Annotated in this window: 17 protein-coding genes; 12 read left to right on the top strand and 5 right to left on the bottom strand. The window is 74.0% G+C overall.

The annotated features are described in order from the left end of the window. The first annotated feature begins 132 nt into the window (after window positions 1-132). Both A6F73_RS12835 and A6F73_RS12840 read left to right on the top strand, forming a co-directional pair. On the top strand, window positions 133-360 hold the full coding sequence (locus A6F73_RS12835; protein WP_063347919.1) for a DUF3107 domain-containing protein: 228 nt from the start codon (window positions 133-135) through the stop codon (window positions 358-360). Between the two features lie 135 nt (window positions 361-495). Beyond that, window positions 496-819: a hypothetical protein gene (locus A6F73_RS12840; RefSeq protein ID WP_063347920.1), complete on the top strand. Its 324-nt coding sequence runs from the start codon at window positions 496-498 to the stop codon at window positions 817-819. A 3-nt stretch (window positions 820-822) separates the two neighbouring features. Here A6F73_RS12840 and A6F73_RS12845 read toward each other — a convergent pair whose 3' ends face one another. Then, a complete protein-coding gene (locus A6F73_RS12845; protein ID WP_063347921.1) occupies window positions 823-1,551 on the bottom strand; it encodes a ferritin-like fold-containing protein in 729 nt (242 codons plus the stop codon). Between the two features lie 706 nt (window positions 1,552-2,257). On the opposite strand from A6F73_RS12845, the gene A6F73_RS12850 reads away from it, so the two are divergent. The 5 genes from A6F73_RS12850 to A6F73_RS12865 all read left to right on the top strand — a co-directional run bounded on the left by A6F73_RS12850 (window position 2,258) and on the right by A6F73_RS12865 (window position 7,675). Continuing rightward, the gene (locus A6F73_RS12850; RefSeq protein ID WP_244293376.1) at window positions 2,258-4,234 is read left to right on the top strand and encodes a DEAD/DEAH box helicase; all 1,977 of its coding nucleotides are present in this window, start codon (window positions 2,258-2,260) and stop codon (window positions 4,232-4,234) included. 153 nt (window positions 4,235-4,387) lie between these two features. Beyond that, window positions 4,388-5,266: an alpha/beta fold hydrolase gene (locus tag A6F73_RS12855; protein ID WP_063347922.1), complete on the top strand. Its 879-nt coding sequence runs from the start codon at window positions 4,388-4,390 to the stop codon at window positions 5,264-5,266. A 368-nt stretch (window positions 5,267-5,634) separates the two neighbouring features. Continuing rightward, complete coding sequence (locus A6F73_RS41415) at window positions 5,635-5,793, top strand: hypothetical protein (RefSeq protein ID WP_159398440.1); 159 nt, start codon at window positions 5,635-5,637, stop codon at window positions 5,791-5,793. A gap of 311 nt (window positions 5,794-6,104) precedes the next feature. Continuing rightward, on the top strand, window positions 6,105-6,743 hold the full coding sequence (locus A6F73_RS12860) for a DUF6758 family protein (protein WP_063347923.1): 639 nt from the start codon (window positions 6,105-6,107) through the stop codon (window positions 6,741-6,743). Between the two features lie 71 nt (window positions 6,744-6,814). Beyond that, window positions 6,815-7,675 carry a PHP domain-containing protein gene (locus A6F73_RS12865; protein ID WP_063347924.1) on the top strand — a complete coding sequence of 287 codons (861 nt, stop codon included), beginning with the start codon at window positions 6,815-6,817 and terminating at the stop codon, window positions 7,673-7,675. A gap of 74 nt (window positions 7,676-7,749) precedes the next feature. Here A6F73_RS12865 and A6F73_RS12870 read toward each other — a convergent pair whose 3' ends face one another. Continuing rightward, window positions 7,750-8,391 carry a suppressor of fused domain protein gene (locus tag A6F73_RS12870; RefSeq protein WP_079135643.1) on the bottom strand — a complete coding sequence of 214 codons (642 nt, stop codon included), beginning with the start codon at window positions 8,389-8,391 and terminating at the stop codon, window positions 7,750-7,752. Window positions 8,392-8,818: 427 nt separating this feature from the next. Between A6F73_RS12870 and corA the strand changes: the two genes are divergently transcribed. Continuing rightward, window positions 8,819-9,940, top strand: a complete 1,122-nt coding sequence (corA, locus tag A6F73_RS12875; RefSeq protein ID WP_063347925.1) for a magnesium/cobalt transporter CorA — start codon at window positions 8,819-8,821, stop codon at window positions 9,938-9,940. Window positions 9,941-9,963: 23 nt separating this feature from the next. On the opposite strand, the gene A6F73_RS12880 is transcribed toward corA, so the two are convergent. After that, window positions 9,964-10,809: a DMT family transporter gene (locus A6F73_RS12880; RefSeq protein ID WP_244293620.1), complete on the bottom strand. Its 846-nt coding sequence runs from the start codon at window positions 10,807-10,809 to the stop codon at window positions 9,964-9,966. 277 nt (window positions 10,810-11,086) lie between these two features. On the opposite strand from A6F73_RS12880, the gene A6F73_RS12885 reads away from it, so the two are divergent. From A6F73_RS12885 to A6F73_RS12900, 4 genes are all read left to right on the top strand, one after another. Continuing rightward, window positions 11,087-11,626, top strand: a complete 540-nt coding sequence (locus A6F73_RS12885; protein WP_063347927.1) for a hypothetical protein — start codon at window positions 11,087-11,089, stop codon at window positions 11,624-11,626. A 129-nt stretch (window positions 11,627-11,755) separates the two neighbouring features. Further along, complete coding sequence (locus tag A6F73_RS12890) at window positions 11,756-13,051, top strand: CBS domain-containing protein (RefSeq protein ID WP_063347928.1); 1,296 nt, start codon at window positions 11,756-11,758, stop codon at window positions 13,049-13,051. A gap of 115 nt (window positions 13,052-13,166) precedes the next feature. After that, window positions 13,167-13,673 (top strand): DUF1003 domain-containing protein, encoded by a 507-nt coding sequence (locus tag A6F73_RS12895; protein WP_063351159.1) that lies wholly within the window; start codon window positions 13,167-13,169, stop codon window positions 13,671-13,673. Window positions 13,674-13,729: 56 nt separating this feature from the next. Further along, window positions 13,730-14,890: an Mrp/NBP35 family ATP-binding protein gene (locus tag A6F73_RS12900; protein ID WP_063347929.1), complete on the top strand. Its 1,161-nt coding sequence runs from the start codon at window positions 13,730-13,732 to the stop codon at window positions 14,888-14,890. 70 nt (window positions 14,891-14,960) lie between these two features. On the opposite strand, the gene A6F73_RS12905 is transcribed toward A6F73_RS12900, so the two are convergent. Continuing rightward, window positions 14,961-15,638 (bottom strand): hypothetical protein, encoded by a 678-nt coding sequence (locus tag A6F73_RS12905; RefSeq protein WP_063347930.1) that lies wholly within the window; start codon window positions 15,636-15,638, stop codon window positions 14,961-14,963. 222 nt (window positions 15,639-15,860) lie between these two features. After that, window positions 15,861-16,298, bottom strand: coding sequence for a sec-independent translocase (locus A6F73_RS12910; protein ID WP_063347931.1), 438 nt, complete (start codon window positions 16,296-16,298; stop codon window positions 15,861-15,863). Window positions 16,299-16,432 lie beyond the last annotated feature (134 nt).

Consider the following 16,432-nt stretch of genomic DNA (forward strand, 5'->3'; position numbering starts at 1 on the left):
TCCACCGATCTTCGCCGTCGCGGTGATCCCGTGCTCTATGGTGAAGCCGTACGGCGCGGTCGTCGCGAACGCTTGTCCCAGGCGGTCGGGGTGTCCGCGCGTGGAGGCTGCAACCCCGGAGGGACGGAAGCCGTGGAGGTCAAGATCGGCGTGCAGAACACGCCGCGCGAGATCGTGATCGAGAGCACGCAGAGTGCCGATGAGATCCAGAGCGCGATCGCCAAGGCGCTGGAGGGTTCGGAGAAGCTCTTCGCGCTGACCGACGAGCACGGCCGCCGCGTCATCGTCCCGGCCGAGCGCCTGGCGTACGTGGAGATCGGCGAGCAGGCCGCCCGCAAGGTCGGCTTCGGCACCGCCTGAGGCGTCGTCCGAGCTGCTCACCCGGTGCCCCGCTCCCCCAGGGAGCGGGGCACCGTTGCGTGTACGGCCGGGTCGGCCGGGGTACGGCGACAGTGCGGCCGCCGGCGCCGCGCGCCCGTCCCCGGGGAGGCAGTTTTGCTGGTCGAGTCGATCGCCTTCGCCCTCGTCGGCCTGGCCGCGGGCCTGGCCGCACTGCTGGCGCGGCCCGCGTACTTCCGGGCGGCCCGCACCCTGACCCTGGGCACCGCCCTGGCGGCGGCACTGCTCGGCGGGACGGTGGCGCACTTCTGCCTGGACGGGCGCTACCCGGCGGCGTCGATCGCGGCCGCCGCGCTGACCTCGGCGGTGCTGACCACGACGCTGGCCCGGCCGGACCTCGCCGCCGGGCGGGCCCCGGCGCACCGGCACCACCCGCACCGGGCCGGTGTCCACCGCACGCGGCGCCACCGGCCGGCCTGACCTCTAGCTGGCCAGGCCCAGAGCGGCCATCCGCCGGGTGTGCGCCTCGGTGATCCGGTTGAACATCTTGCCGACCTCGACCAGGTCGAAGCCCTGCACCTGGACGCCGCCGACCAGCAGGTTGGACAGCGCGTCCCGCTCGGCGACCACCCGCTGGGCCTGGCTGAGCGCCTCACCCATCAGCCGCCGGCCCCACAGCGCGAGCCGGCCGCCGGAACGCGGGTCGGCCTCGATGGCCTGACGCACCTTGTCCACCGCGAACTGGGCGTGCCCGGTGTCGGACATGACGCCGAGCACCAGGTCGCGGGTGTCGTCGTCGAGCCGGACGGCGACCTCGCGGTAGAAGTCGGTCGCGATGGCGTCGCCGACGTAGGCCTTGACCAGGCCCTCCAGCCAGTCCGAGGGCGCGGTCATCCGGTGGAACAGCTCCAGCGGCTCGACGAACGGGCGCATCGCCTCCTGCGGGTCGGCACCGATCTCGGCGAGCCGGTCGTGCAGGCGCTGGTAGTGCTGGAACTCGGCGGAGGCCATCCGGGCCAGGGCCGCCTTGTCGGCGAGGTCCGGCGCCAGCTTGGCGTCCTCGGCGAGCCGCTCGAAGGCACTCAGCTCGCCGTAGGCGAGCGCGCCGAGCAGATCCAGCACCGCCGCCCGGTAGCCGGGGTCGGCCGAGCACGCGGCCCAGTCCCCGATCGAGCCGGCCGCGGCGTCCTGCGTCTCACCATGGGTCTCCATGACCCGCCACCTTAGTCCCGCCGGCCCGGGGGACCCACCCTGGCCGACCGTCGGCCGGTCGCCCGGGTGACCGGCCGGAACACCGCTTCCGGCCCGGGTCGGAAGGGGCAATGTCAGACGCGTCACGTGTTCGAGTCGTCGCCTGACTGTATGGTGGTACGGAGCCCCGTCGTGTTCGCACGGTGTCACCGCCGTCTCGGTGTCCCGCGCAAGCCCGCTCCGAAGCGGCACCGTCCATCCGGACGTGTCCGCACCGGAGCCACGGGTACTCACGTACGCGGATGCCCGGTCGGAGAGCCGATCGGCTCCGACCATGGCTTGGACTTCAAGCCTTGGCACCGCATCAGTGGCCGAGCGAGGGCCGCCGAGACCGCGCCCCCTGGCGAAGGTCCCGCGCAGGTCCCTCATGGGAATCCTCCCCGACGCCGCCGGCGACGCGCCCCGCACAGGGCAGCGCGCACCGGCCGGCCGCAGGGACCGGCGCGGTTGTGCGTCCGCTCAGCTGCATCAGGGCCGCCAGGCCCGTACGCAGCCGTGCGGCTGCCCGCCCGCCGCTCGCTCTCGGCCCCTTTCACACGGAAGAGGCAGCACCCTGTCCACCACCGCTGAACCCATCAAGACGACGTTCCGGGATCTGGGAATCCTCCCGGAGACCGCCGAGGCGCTCGAGTCCGTCGGCATCGTCCACCCCTTCCCCATCCAGGAGATGACCCTCCCGGTCGCGCTGACCGGCCACGACGTCATCGGCCAGGCCAAGACCGGCACCGGCAAGACCCTCGGCTTCGGCCTCCCGCTGATCGAGCGGTGCGTCGTGCGCGCCGACGTGGACGCCGGCCGGGCGACCGAGGAGCAGCTCTCCGACGGCCCGCAGGCGCTCATCGTCGTCCCGACCCGCGAGCTCTGCACCCAGGTCACCAACGACCTGCAGACCGCCGGCAAGGTCCGCGACGTGCGCGTCCTGGCCGTCTACGGCGGCCGCGCGTACGAGCCGCAGGTCGAGGCGCTCGCCAAGGGCGTCGACATCGTGGTCGGCACCCCGGGCCGTCTGCTGGACCTGGCCGGGCAGAAGAAGCTGAACCTGTCCAAGGTCCGCTCGCTGGTCCTGGACGAGGCCGACGAGATGCTCGACCTCGGCTTCCTGCCGGACGTCGAGAAGATCATCACCATGCTGCCGGCCAAGCGGCAGACCCTGCTGTTCTCGGCCACCATGCCGGGTCAGGTCATCAGCCTCGCCCGCCGGTACATGAGCCAGCCCACCCACATCCGGGCCGCCGCCCCGGACGACACCGGCACCACCGTCGCCAACATCGAGCAGCACATCTTCCGCGCGCACTCGCTGGACAAGGTCGAGCTCGTCTCGCGCATCCTCCAGGCCGACGGCCGCGGGCTGGCGATGATCTTCTGCCGGACCAAGCGCACCGCCGCCGACGTCGCCGACCAGCTGACCCAGCGCGGCTTCGCGGCCGGCGCCGTCCACGGCGACCTCGGCCAGGGCGCCCGCGAGCAGGCGCTGCGCGCGTTCCGCAACGGCAAGGTCGACGTGCTGGTCTGCACCGACGTCGCCGCCCGCGGCATCGACGTCGAGGGCGTCACGCACGTGGTCAACTACCAGTGCCCCGAGGACGAGAAGACCTACCTGCACCGGATCGGCCGCACCGGCCGGGCCGGCGCCTCGGGCACCGCCGTCACCCTGGTCGACTGGGACGACATCCCGCGCTGGCAGCTGATCAACAAGGCGCTGGAGCTCACCTTCAACGACCCGGAGGAGACCTACTCCACCTCGCCGCACCTGTACGAGCTGCTGAAGATCGCGCCGGGCACCAAGGGTGTGCTGCCGCGTTCGGAGCGGACCCGGGCCGGGCTCGGCGCGGAGGAGGTCGAGGACCTCGGCGAGACCGGCGGGCGCGGTGCGCGCACCGCCCGGGCCAAGGGCCCGCGCAGCGGCGCCGGCCGCACCGGCGCCCCTGAGGCCGCCGTGGCGACCGAGGAGAAGCCGCGCCGCACCCGTGAGCGCCGCCGCACCCGCGGGGGCTCCACGGTCGCCGAGGGCGAGGCCGGGAGCGTCGTCGAGGCCGCCGCGGCCCCGGCCGTCGAGGGCACCGAGGGCGAGGCGGCCCCGCGCCGCCGTCGCCGCCGTTCGCGCGGCGCCGCCGCCGGCGAGGCCGCTGTGGTGGCCGAGGCCGTCGCGGTGACCGAGGCGGCCGTGGCGGCTCCGGTCGCCGAGGCCCCGGCCGAGGTTCCGGCCGCGGTGGCCGTCGTGGCCGCCGCCGAGGCCGTCGTCGAGGCCGTCGTCGAGGAGAAGCCGGCCGCCCGCACCCGGACGCGCACCCGCAAGCCGAAGGCGGAGGCCGTCGAGGCCGTCGTCGAGGCGCCGGCCGAGGCACCCGCCGCCGAGGTCGTCGTCGAGACCGCCGTCGCGAAGAAGCCGGCCACCCGGACGCGCACCCGCAAGCCCAAGGCAGAGGCCGTCGAGGCCGTCGCCGAGGCACCGGCCGCCGAGGCCGCCGTCGCGGAGAAGCCGGCCACCCGGACGCGCACCCGCAAGCCCAAGGCCGAGGCCGCGACCGCCCCGGCGGCTCCGGAGGCTGCGGCCGCCGACGCCGCGACCGAGGTCCCGGCCCCGCGCAAGCGCACCCGGGCCCGCAAGGCCGCCGCCGCGCCGGAGACCACCCCGGAGAGCTGACGCACCCCGCCCCGGAGGGGGCGGGCCGGGCCCCTGGTGGCCTGGCCCGCCCCCTCCGGCGTTCCGGCGTTCCGGCGTTCCGGCGTTCCGGCGTTCCGGCGCAGGCTGGATAGGGTCGGGGTTACCGGCCAGTCGCCCGCAGGAGAGCAGCCCATGAGCACGCCGCCGTTCCTCACCCTTCCCCGCTGCGCCCGCGCGCTGCGGCTGTCGACCAGCCGCGGCGGGTTCGCCGCGCTGCGGGCCGAGCCGGACGGGCCGGTGCGCGGCTCGGCACTGCTGGTGCCGGGCTTCACCGGCAGCAAGGAGGACTTCATCGCCCTGCTGGAGCCGCTGGCGGCGGCGGGCTACCGGGTGACCGCCGTCGACCAGCGCGGCCAGTACGAGACCGGCGGCCCGGACGACCCGGCCGCGTACGCCGTCGAGGCGCTCGGCGCGGACGTCCGGGCGCTCACCGAGGCCGTGGCCGCCGACGGCGGCGGGCCGCCGCACCTGCTGGGGCACTCCTTCGGCGGCCAGGTGGTCCGGGAGGCGGTGCTGGCCGCGGCCGCGGACGGCCCGTCGCCGTGGCGCTCGCTGACCCTGATGTCCACCGGCCCGGGCGCGATCGATCCGGCCGAGGCGGCCCGCACCAAGCTGCTGCTGGACGTGCTGCCGGTCATGAGCCTGGAGGAGATCTGGCAGGTCATGCGGCAGATGGAGGAGGGCAGCGGGGACCAGAAGCAGCGCCCGGAGCCGGCCGTCGCGGAGTTCCTGTACCGCCGCTGGCTGGCCAACGTGCCGCTGTCGCTGAGTGTCACCGGTGGTCATCTGGTCGCCGCGCCGGACCGGGTGGCCGAGCTGGCCGCCGCCACCGCCGGCCTGCCGGTGCTGGTGCTGTCCGGGGTGCGGGACTACGCCTGGCCGGTGCCGGAGCAGACCCGGATGGCGGAGCGCCTGGGGGCCCGCCGGGTGGTCGTCGAGGACGCCGGCCACTCCCCCAACGCCGAACGCCCGGCCGCCACGGCCGGGGCGCTGGCCGCGTTCTGGGCCTGAACCGGGCCGATCCGGAGAGTGGTCTGAACCACTTCTCGAAGTTCGACCGTCTTCAACACAGGACAAAAGTCGTTAGTTACGGTAATCTTTGATTCTGTCCGGGAATCATCGCCGGCCTCCGCGTCGGCGCGAATCAGCCGAAACCTGGACTTCACGGGCGGGCAACGACCCGGAAGCACCACCACGTCACCGTGGTTCACGAGGCACCAGACGCACCGGGCAAGCAGGGGGAGCCCTTGCCGCAGCAGACCGCCGCACGTACGAACCGAGCGATCCGGCCGCACCGCCGGACCCGTAGGACCCCTCAAGGGCTGGTATCCACCCAGCCGCAATCGCCCCGACCGACGGGGCAGGAACAGGAGACGCCCATGACGAAGACCATGCGCTTCGAGATCGTTCGACTGGACGACGCCAACGGCTCCGCCGCCGACCGCCTGATAGCCGACGCCGAGACCGTCCGCGAGTTCGTCCAGGCCGCCGCCCGCACCGGTGAGCGCCTGCTCATCCGCCCGTGCCCGACCGTCTGACCACGCGCGGCGCCTCCGACCGGGAGCCCTCACCCGCCGCCGACGAGCCGGGAGCGTCCGATCCGGACGTTCCGATACCCGACTGACGCCCTGTCACCGCAATCGCCGATGACGGGGCGTCAGTGTGTCCGGGCCCTGCGCCCGTCGACGTTTGCCGCCGCCCGCCACGGGACATCCCCCAACGGGAACCGCCCGTGCCGCGCCGCCCCACCCCGCGCCGAACGGGCCCCGCCACCGACAGGTGCCGCCGAGCCCTCCGTACGGGTGATCGTCCTTGACGCGGCGGTCCGGAGGGAGGAGCGTTGTCGCCTATGAGGGGCGAGCCAAGCTGCCCGAGGTGCGCCGGTCGGGTCCGCGCCCCCGGTCTGTTCTCAGACACCTGGCAGTGCGACCGGCACGGAGCCGTGCACCCGATGCAGCCCGTACTGCCACCGAGCGTCGAAGCCCTGGGCGTCGCCGTCGCCCGCTCGCAGGTCCCCGTCTGGCTGCCCTGGCCGCTCCCGGTCGGCTGGCTCTACACCGGCATCGCCCACGTCGGCGACGACGTCTCCGGCGCCCGGGCCACCGCCGTCGCCTGCTCCGGACCGGCCCCGCTCGGCGGCTTCGGCGAGCTGGTGCTCGTCGCCGAGGAGCTGGGGGTCGGCCTCGGCGCCCGCTACGCCGGGATGCCCGGACCCGATCCGGGCGACTCCGTCGGCCTCTACAAGCCCGCCGACGCCAAGCTGCTGGCCGCCGGCCGGCCCACCCCGATGTTCCACATCCCGGACGCCCCGGCCGACCGCGCGGTGTTCGTCGGCGAGGCCCGCGGCCTCTGGCTCTGGGCGGTCGCCTGGCCCGAGCAGTCCGCCCTGGTGATGTACGACGAACTCGTCCTCACCGACCTGCGCGAGGCCGGCGCCGAACTGGACCTGCTCCCCTGCGGGGCCCTCTCCCCCCGCCTGCTGGGATAAGTCCCGTCCGGCCGGGGCCTGGCGCCCTGTCCTATCCTGGGCGGCACCCCGAGCCCCCAGGAGTCCGCCCCGTGCGCATCGACCTGCACGCCCACAGCAACGCCTCCGACGGCACCGACAGCCCGGCCGAACTGGTCGCGGCGGCCGTGGCCGCGGGCCTCGACGTCGTGGCACTCACCGACCACGACACCGTCGCGGGCCACGCCGAGGCCGCCGGGGCGGTGCGCGCGCTGCCGGCCGGCAGCCGACTGACCGTCGTCCCGGGCGCCGAACTGTCCTGCGTGGTGGGCGGCGTCAGCATGCACCTGCTGGCGTACCTGTTCGACCCGGACGAGCCGGAGTTCGCGCGCGAGCGGGAGCTGGTGCGCACCGACCGGTTCCGGCGCGGGCGGGCGGTCGTCGAGCGCTGCCGCGAACTCGGCGCGGACATCAGCTGGGAGCAGGTGCAGCGGATCGCCGGGGCCGGCTCGGTCGGGCGCCCGCACATCGCCAGCGCGCTGGTCGAGGCGGGCGTGGTGGCCACCGTCTCGGACGCCTTCACCGCCGAGTGGCTGGCCAACGGCGCCCGGGCGGACGTCCGCAAGCACGAGACCGACCCGATCGAGGCGGTCCGGCTGGTCCGGGCCGCCGGCGGGGTGCCGGTGTTCGCCCACCCCGGCGCGGTCAAGCGCGGGCGGACCGTCCCGGACCAGGTGATCGCCGACCTCGCGGCGGCCGGGCTGGCGGCGCTGGAGGTCGACCACACCGACCACGACGAGGAGACCCGGGTGCGGCTGCGCGGCCTGGCCGGCGAACTGGGGCTGCTGGTCACCGGCTCCAGCGACTACCACGGCAGCCGCAAGACCGTCCGGCTCGGCGAGCACACCACCGATCCCGCGGTGTACGAGGCCCTGCTGGCGCAGGCCACCGGCGCGAAGCCGATCGGCGGCTGAGGGCCGCACGCCGGGGTGCGGGGGCGCGGCGGGAGCGCGGGGCCAGGACGGGAGACCCGCGGCCTGAGCCCCGGTCAGTCCAGCCGGACGCCGCGGCGGTCCGGGTCGCGCAGGTCGGCACCCTGGTCCAGCCAGCGCTCCTGGAGCGCGGCCGCGCCGTGCACCCGCTTCCAGCCGGCCTCGTTGGGCGTCATCGGCAGCAGCGGCAGGAAGCGGACCGGGTCGGCCGGCTCGTCCAGCTCCAGGTCCGGCACCAGGCCGCCCGGCTCGGCGGCCAGCACCGAGGTGAACGGCGCGCCGTCCCACAGCGGGGCGCCGAGGTCCAGCGAGCCGCCGGGGGCCACCACCAGTCCCTCGACCTGCGGGGTCGCGGCCAGGGTGGCCAGGCTGCGCAGCACGCTGTCGCGCCCGCCGCGGACGGTCAGCACCAGTTCGGCGCGCGGGCCGCGCAGTTGGTCGGCCACCGGTGCGGTCGGGTCGGCCATCGGCGCGGCGGCCATGCCGAGCGTCGCGTACCGGACCAGGCCGTCCGCATCCGGGCCGAAACGCAGCACCTCGATCCGGTCGGTGCCGAGGAAGGTGACCGCGGCGCGGCCGCTCGGCTCGCCGAAGGTGGTGATCAGCCGGGCCTCGACGGCGGCCAGCACCGCTTCCCGGGAGAGCGCCGGGGAGCTGCCGCCGTGGGGTTCGCCGAAGAGCGGGAAGTCGTGCGCCATGCCGGTGAGCGTAACCCCCGGGGGCGGGCCGGCCGTGTGCGGGCGGCCCGGGCAAAGCCTCGGGAAAGCCCGGGGCGCCGATGGTCGGTCAGATGTTAGGGTGAGCGACTGGCCACCGGGAATCCTCAGGTTCCCGGGGCGGCGGCACGAAGGAGGTGGTTGCGGTGGATACCGGCCGACCATGCAGTACCGGCAGCTCTACCCGGCCCCGACTTCCCCGTACCCCTCGCCACGCAGGCTGAACCGGCTGATCCAGCCGAGGTAGCCCGGGCAGGCCGGACGCGGACGAACCGGCCGGGAGAGCACCCTCACCCCCCTTCACCGGTGTTCTTCGCCGTCGCACCACGGCCGCCCGCTCCTCCCCCGCCTTCCGACCGGGGGGACCCCTACGCCGCTGTGCGGCGGCTCCTGTTCCAGGGAGCCTGCCATGTCGATGATCAACAGCCTGCGCGCCGCCGTCCGCACCAACCGCCGCCGCTCCGCGGTCGGCGCGTACGACGCCGTCCCGGTGGGCGCCGGCTCGGCGGTCGTCGACTGCGCGGTGTACCAGCACGGCAAGCGCCACGGCGAGACCTGCAGCCCCCGCGAGGCCGCCCGCCGGATCAAGGCCGCACACCAACTCCCGGACGGGGACGGCTCGTTCAGCTGGATCGGGCTGCACGAGCCGACCGAGGCCGAGTTCGAGGGCATCGCCCAGCGCTTCGGCCTGCACCCGCTCGCAGTCGAGGACGCGGTGCACGCGCACCAGCGGCCCAAGGTCGAGCGCTACGACGACGTGCTGTTCGCCGTCTTCAAGACCATCCGCTACGTCGAGCACGACCAGCTCACCCCGACCAGCGAGGTGGTGGAGACCGGCGAGCTGATGGTCTTCGCCGGGCGGGACTTCGTGATCACCGTCCGGCACGGCGGCCACGGCTCGCTGCAGGAGCTGCGGCACCGGCTGGAGGCCGACGCGGACGAGTCCGGACTGCTCGCCAAGGGCCCGTCCGCGGTGCTGCACGCGATCGCCGACCACGTCGTGGACAACTACCTGCTGGTCTCCGAGCGGCTGCAGAACGACGTGGACGAGATCGAGTACGGCGTCTTCTCGGCCAAGGGCGGGCGCAGCGCCGACGTCGGCCGGGTGTACCAACTCAAGCGCGAGGTACTGGAGTTCAAGCGGGCCGTGGTGCCGCTGCTGCGCCCGATGCAGCAGTTGTCCGAGCCGCTGCAGCGCCTCGTCGACCCGGACATCCAGAAGTACTTCCGGGACGTCGCCGACCACCTGGCCCGGGTCACCGAGCAGGTGCACGGCTTCGACGAACTGCTGAACTCGCTGCTCCAGGCCAACCTGGCGCAGGTCTCGGTGGCGCAGAACGAGGACATGCGCAAGATCACCGCCTGGGCGGCGATCTTCGCCGTGCCCACCATGATCACCGGCGTGTACGGCATGAACTTCGAGTACATGCCCGAGCTGCACCACAAGTACGGCTATCCGATGGTGCTCGGCGCCATCATGCTGATCTGCGTCGGGATGTACCGGGGCTTCCGCCGCAACGGCTGGCTGTAGCCGCCCGTGGCGCCCGCCGACCGCTACCGCCGGCCGCCGCGGGCGACCAGGACCAGGCCCACCAGGATCAGCACCACCGCCGGATACGCCGCCACCGGGGGCCACTGGCCGAGCCACAGGGCGGCGATCAGGGCCGCGCCCGGCGTCTCCAGCAGGATCGCGGTGGAGGTGATCGACGGGCCGAGGCTGCGCACCACGCGGTTGCTCAGCGAGTGGCCGAGCAGTTGGGCGGCGACCATCAGCAGCACGATCTGCCACCACACCCCGGCCGGCCAGCCGGCCAGCGGCGTCCCGGCGACCAGGCAGATCGCCAGCAGGCCCACCGCCGTGGTGGCGTAGCAGACCAGCGTGTACGCGGTGGTGCTGACGGTCTTGCGGACCTCCGCGCCCAGCAGCATGTACCCGGCGGCGGCCAGGCCCGCGCCGAGGGCGAGCGCGTCGCCGAGCAGCGCGCGCGGGGAGAGCGAGAGGTCGACGCCGGTCAGCACCAGCACGCCGGCGAAGGCCACGCCCGTACCGAGCCAGACCATCCGGGGGGCGCGGACGCCGAGCAGTCGCATCAGCAGGATGGTCCACAGCGGGGTGGTGGTGACCAGGGCGGTCGCCGAGGCCACCGAGGTCATCCGCAGGCTGGGCATCCAGAGCGCGAAGTGCACGGCGAGCAGTACGCCCGCCGCGATCGCGAGCAGCAGCGCCCGCCGGCCGATCCCGCGCAGTTCGGCGCGGTGGCGCAGCAGCGCGTACGGGCCGAGGACGCCGACCGACATGACGTTGCGCCAGAACGCGATCGCCAGCGCGGGCGCGGCGGTGGCGCTGATCAGCGGGCCGGACAGCGAGATGCCGGCGATGGAGACGGCGAGTAGCAGCAGGTCGGCGGTGGGGAGCGGGTGCGCCGGCTCGGTGGCGGTGGCGGCTGGTGCGGGTGCGGTCGCGGGCCGGGCGGCGGGCACGGCGCTCCTCTGCTGGTCACGTGGGCTGGGGCGAGGCGGGGGCCGGACTGAACCGGGCCGGGGCTGGACCGGCCCGGGCCGGGCTGGACCAGGCCGGGGCTGGGCGCTCCTACGGTAAGGCCCGTGGCAAGCCGATGGAACTGTCGCCCGACGGCTGAGACAACTCGTGGACGGCGGAGGTCGTACCCTGGGCGCCATGGACCGTACGCCCGCCGCCGCGACCGCCGACGACCTCCTCGACCAGGCCCTGCTGGAGGAGGCCGCGAAGAAGTCCGGCCTCCTCTGGGTCCGCGCGGACGGCCAGGAGCAGGCCCGCCCGCTCTGGCACGCCTGGCACGACGGCGCCGTGGTGGTGGTCGGCGAGGGCGGCGAGCAGCCGCTGCACGGCCTGACCGCCGGATCCGGCGCGGTGGTGACCGTCCGCAGCAAGGACAAGGGCGGCCGGCTGACCGGCTGGAGCGCCCGGGTCTCGGAGCTGGCCCCGGGCGGCGAGGCCTGGCTGGGCGCCGTCGAGGAGCTCAAGGGCAAGCGGCTGAACGCGCCCGACACCGACACCATCACCGACCGCTGGGCCCGCGAGTGCCGGGTGCTGCGCCTGGAGCCCGCCGGAGCGCTGACCGAGCGTCCGGGCGCGATGCCGGACGGCTCGCACGCCGCCCAGCCGATGCCCACCGCGGCCACCACCCGCCGCCCCGTCCCGGCCGGTCTGCCCAAACTGCTGTTCAAGCGCCGCTAAAGATTCACGCCCGGGACTCCTCGGCTGTGTACCGTGCCTCGTCGGGCCGGGCTCGCGACACGCGGGTAGCCTTGCCCGCAGGTGCGCCCCGGCGTACCCGGCACGGCGTCGAACGAGTAGAGGGAGTTCATGGCAGGGCCAGGCACCCGGGTCTTCATCTCCCACCTCTCCGCCCTCGCCGTCTTCGACCCGAACGGCGACCAGGTCGGCCGGGTCCGTGACGTCGTCGTCTCGCTGCGGCTCGGCGGCCGCCCGCCGCGGGTCCTGGGCCTGGTGGTCGAGGTGGTCGGCCGGCGCCGGATCTTCCTGCCGATGACCCGGGTGACCAGCCTGGAGTCCGGCCAGGTGCTCGCCACCGGCGTGATCAACCTGCGGCGCTTCGAGCAGCGCCCGTCCGAGACCCTGGTGCTCGCCGAGCTGCTGGACCGCACCGTCACCTGGTCCAAGACCGGTGAGGACGTCACCGTGCTGGACGTCGGGATGGTGCAGACCCGGATGCGCGAGTGGGAGATCAGCAAGGTCTTCGTCCAGGTCGGCCGGGCCGGCCGGCTGCGCAAGGGCAAGGGCGAGCGGCTCACCCTGGACTGGCAGGACGTCACCGGCTTCACGCTGCCCGAGCAGGACCAGGGCGCCGCCAACCTGCTCGCCACCTTCGACCAGCTGCGCGCCGCCGACCTCGCCAGCGTCATGCACCACCTGTCCGCCAAGCGCCGCGCCGAGGTGGCCGCCGCGCTCGACGACGAGCGGCTCGCCGACGTCCTGGAGGAACTGCCCGAGGACGACCAGGTCGAGATCATCGGCAAGCTCAAGGACGAACGCGCCGCCGACGTCCTGGAGGCGATGGACCCGGACGACGCCGCCGACCTGCTCTCCGAACTGCCCGACGACGAGGCCGAGCGGCTGCTCCAGCTGATGGAGCCGGACGAGGCCGAGCCCGTCCGCCGCCTGCTGTCGTACGAGGAGAACACCGCCGGCGGTCTGATGACCACCGAGCCGGTCGTGCTGGAGCCGGACGCGACCGTGGCCGAGGCGCTCGCCCGCATCCGGGTCTCCGACCACAAGCCCGCGCTCGCCGCGCAGGTGTACGTCTGCCGGCCGCCGAACGAGACCCCGACCGGCAAGTACCTGGGCACCGTGCACTTCCAGCGGCTGCTGCGCGAGCCGCCGTACGTGCTGGTCGGCTCGCTGGTCGACGACGACCTGGACCCGCTGCCGCCGGACACCCCGCTGTCGCTGATCACCAGCTACCTGGCGACCTACAACCTGGTGTCCGCGCCGGTCGTCGACGAGGCCGACCACCTGCTCGGCGCGGTGACCGTCGACGACGTGCTCGACCACCTGCTGCCGGAGGACTGGCGCGAGTCCGTCCTGCACGGCCACGACGACACGGACGGCACGAGGGAAGAGGTGCACGGTGGACGCTGACCGCAAGGGGCGGCGGGACGAGTCCCCCCGCCAACGCATCCAGAGCGAACTGCGGGAACTGCGCCAGCTGCGCGAACTGCGCGGCCGGGAGGGCGGCCGGGAGCGGCGCGCCGAGATCTCCGTGGCCGGCCCGGCCCGCACCCGGCTCGACCAGCCCCGCACCGCCCGGCCCGGGCTGATCTCGCTGCCCGCCTACGACCCGGAGGCGTTCGGCAAGCTCTCCGAACGGATCGCGCGGTTCCTGGGCACCGGCCGCTTCATCGTCTGGATGACGGTGGTGATCATCATCTGGGTGGCCTGGAACACCCTGCTGCCGGAGAACGTGCGCTTCGACAGCTACCCCTTCATCTTCCTCACCCTGGTGCTGTCCCTCCAGGCCTCCTACGCGGCCCCGCTGATCCTGCTCGCGCAGAACCGCCAGGACAACCGGGACCGGGTCAACATGGAGCAGGACCGGGCCCGCAGCGACCGCAACATCGCGGACACCGAGTACCTGACCCGCGAGGTCGCGGCACTGCGGCACGGGCTCGGCGAGGTCGCCACCCGAGACTTCATCCGCTCCGAACTCCAGTCCCTGCTCAAGGAGATCGAGGAGCGCCGGGAGCCCTCCGGGACGCTGTGACCGGCGGCACGCTACCGGCGGGTTAGGGGATCCCCCGAGCGCCGTACCATCAAGGCATGGCCAACGAGACAGAGGTCGCGGCCGGCGTCACGGAGGAGTCCGTACGCCAGGCGCTGGCGACCGTCAACGACCCGGAGATCAACCGCCCGATCACCGAGATCGGCATGGTGAAATCGGTCGGGATCGCCGAGGACGGCGCGGTGCGCGTCGCGGTCTACCTGACCGTCTCCGGCTGCCCGATGCGCGACACCATCGTCACCCGGGTCCGCGAAGCGGTCGGCCGCGTGCCCGGTGTGACCGGCGTCGAGGTCGAGCTCGACGTGATGAGCGACGAGCAGCGCAAGGAGCTCTCCCAGCTGCTGCGCGGCGGCGCCCCCGAGCGGGAGATCCCGTTCGCCAAGCCGGGCACGCTGACCCGGGTCTACGCCGTCGCCTCCGGCAAGGGCGGCGTCGGCAAGTCCTCCGTCACGGTCAACCTGGCCGCCGCGATGGCCGCCGACGGCCTGAAGGTCGCCGTCGTGGACGCCGACATCTACGGCCACAGCGTGCCCCGCATGCTCGGCGTCGAGGGCCGGCCCACCCAGGTCCAGGACATGATCATGCCGCCGCAGTCGCACGGCGTGAAGGTCATCTCGATCGGCATGTTCACCCCGGGCAACGCCCCGGTGGTCTGGCGCGGCCCGATGCTGCACCGCGCGCTCCAGCAGTTCCTCGCCGACGTCTACTGGGGCGACCTGGACGTCCTGCTGCTGGACCTGCCGCCCGGCACCGGCGACATCGCGATCTCGGTGGCCCAGCTGGTCCCCAACGCGGAGATCCTGATCGTCACCACCCCGCAGATGGCCGCCGCCGAGGTGGCCGAGCGGGCCGGCACCATCGCGGTGCAGACCCACCAGAAGATCGTCGGCGTGATCGAGAACATGTCCGGCATGCCGTGCCCGCACTGCGACGAGATGATCGACGTCTTCGGCACCGGCGGCGGCCAGACCGTCGCGGACGCGCTCACCCGCACCGTCGGCGCGACCGTCCCGGTGCTCGGCTCGATCCCGATCGACGTGCGCCTGCGCGAGGGCGGCGACGACGGCCGCCCGGTCGTGCTCGCCGCCCCCGACTCCCCGGCCGGCGCCGCCCTGCGCGCCGTCGCCGGCAAGCTCGGCGGCCGCCAGCGCGGCCTCTCCGGGCTCTCCCTCGGGCTGACCCCGAAGAACAAGTTCTGACGACGCGTCGCCGAAGGGGCCGGGTGGTTCGACCACCCGGCCCCTTCGGCGTGCTCGGCGTCCTCGCGCCCTACGGGCGGGTGTAGGCGGTCAGGTCGGGGGCGGTGGCGAAGCCGGCGCCGTAGGCGCTGACGCCGCGGCCGTAGGCACCGAGCAGGACGCCGGGGGCCTCGCCGGCGAGCACCCAGCCGTACTCGGACTCGCGGTAGCGGAAGGGCTGCGGCAGGCCGTTCACCGGGAGGCTGAGGGTGGACCAGCCGGGGCCGGCCAGGTCGTCGGCGAGGTCCCACGCGAGGGTGCTCTGCTGGTCCAGCCAGTCCTGGCGCAGCGCGCGGTCGAGCTGGCCGGGCCAGGTCGAGGCGAGCAGGCCCGAGCCTGCCAGCCAGGCGGCGGAGGAGGCGGAGGTCGCCTCCAGGGTGCCGGTGTTGTCGGCGCTGCGGCGGCTGTCCCGGCGGGCCACCGTGACCACGACCGCGAACCTGCGCATGTCGCGCGGCTCGTACTGCCTGGCCGGCTCCTCGCCGTGGCCGAGGCTGCCGTAGTCGACGCTGCCGGGCGCCCCGGCCCGGGGGCCGCCGGCGCCGGCCTGCATCAGGTAGCGGCGGCCGGTCCAGCCGTCGTCCAGGCCGTACCAGGGGAAGTCGGCGGACAGGTAGGGCACCAGCGGGTCCGCCGGGCCGGCCTGTCCGCCGACCACCGGTCCGCCGGCCGTGGCCGTCGTCCCCACCGCCTGACTCGTCGCGTCCATCCCCGGGCCTCCTCAAACACACGTTTGCCTGCCGTGGCGCGCTCCCATCGTGGCGTACCGCGGCGTTCCCGGGAGCCGTTCCTGGTCCGCGACAGCGCGGAATGTGACGGACGGCTCAGCGGGAACAATCAGCACAATAGCGGCGCACACGCCGCCGCCCCGCTCAGCCGGGCGGCCGGGCGGGGCGGTGGCGTGGTCGTACGGGGCGTGACCGGGGGCCGGTCAGGTCGCGTCGGGGTCGAACGGGGGCCGCTCGCCGGGCTGCAACGGCGCCCCGGTGGAGGCCGCCACCGGGGCGGCGGCCTTCTCGAAGCTCACGCTGCCGTTGCGGCCGTTCACCGGCGCCGCCGGCTTGTCGTCCAGGACGGAGCGGATGTCGAGCGAGTCCTTCATCTCCTTGAGGCCCAGCGGGTCCTCTTCGTCGCCCAGGAGCTGCTTGCGGACGAAGGTCTTGGGGTTCAGGTCCTCGAACTCGAAGTCCTTGAACTCGGGGCCCAGCTCGCTGCGGATGTCCTCCTTCGCGTTGTCGGCGAAGGAACGGACCTTCCGGATGAAGCCCATGGTGTCCTGGATCAACTTCGGGAGCTTGTCGGGGCCGAAGATGATGATCGCCATCACGGCCAGGGTCAGGATCTCCAGCCCGCCTACATCGCTGAACACCTAAGCTCCCTAGCTCGTCGGACGACGGTCCCTACAGGGTAATGGCCATCGGCGGGTCCATGGTCCACGCTGCGATGAAGCCGTGGTAAAGACCTGCCGATGGCCGAGATCGTCGCGACCGGGGCGCGAGCGGC

The sequence above is a fragment of the Streptomyces sp. MJM8645 genome (assembly GCF_001625365.1).
Lineage (GTDB): Bacteria > Actinomycetota > Actinomycetes > Streptomycetales > Streptomycetaceae > Kitasatospora.

Excerpts from the sequence above, each read along its gene's own strand:
- A6F73_RS12845 (WP_063347921.1), bottom strand. The coding sequence starts at position 1,551 with ATGGAGACCCATGGTGAGACGCAGGACGCCGCGGCCGGCTCGATCGGG.
- A6F73_RS12850 (WP_244293376.1), top strand. The coding sequence starts at position 2,258 with ATGACCCTCCCGGTCGCGCTGACCGGCCACGACGTCATCGGCCAGGCC.
- A6F73_RS12855 (WP_063347922.1), top strand. The coding sequence starts at position 4,388 with ATGAGCACGCCGCCGTTCCTCACCCTTCCCCGCTGCGCCCGCGCGCTG.
- A6F73_RS41415 (WP_159398440.1), top strand. The coding sequence starts at position 5,635 with ATGACGAAGACCATGCGCTTCGAGATCGTTCGACTGGACGACGCCAAC.
- A6F73_RS12860 (WP_063347923.1), top strand. The coding sequence starts at position 6,105 with ATGAGGGGCGAGCCAAGCTGCCCGAGGTGCGCCGGTCGGGTCCGCGCC.
- A6F73_RS12870 (WP_079135643.1), bottom strand. The coding sequence starts at position 8,391 with ATGGCGCACGACTTCCCGCTCTTCGGCGAACCCCACGGCGGCAGCTCC.
- corA (WP_063347925.1), top strand. The coding sequence starts at position 8,819 with ATGTCGATGATCAACAGCCTGCGCGCCGCCGTCCGCACCAACCGCCGC.
- A6F73_RS12885 (WP_063347927.1), top strand. The coding sequence starts at position 11,087 with ATGGACCGTACGCCCGCCGCCGCGACCGCCGACGACCTCCTCGACCAG.
- A6F73_RS12890 (WP_063347928.1), top strand. The coding sequence starts at position 11,756 with ATGGCAGGGCCAGGCACCCGGGTCTTCATCTCCCACCTCTCCGCCCTC.
- A6F73_RS12900 (WP_063347929.1), top strand. The coding sequence starts at position 13,730 with ATGGCCAACGAGACAGAGGTCGCGGCCGGCGTCACGGAGGAGTCCGTA.
- A6F73_RS12905 (WP_063347930.1), bottom strand. The coding sequence starts at position 15,638 with ATGGACGCGACGAGTCAGGCGGTGGGGACGACGGCCACGGCCGGCGGA.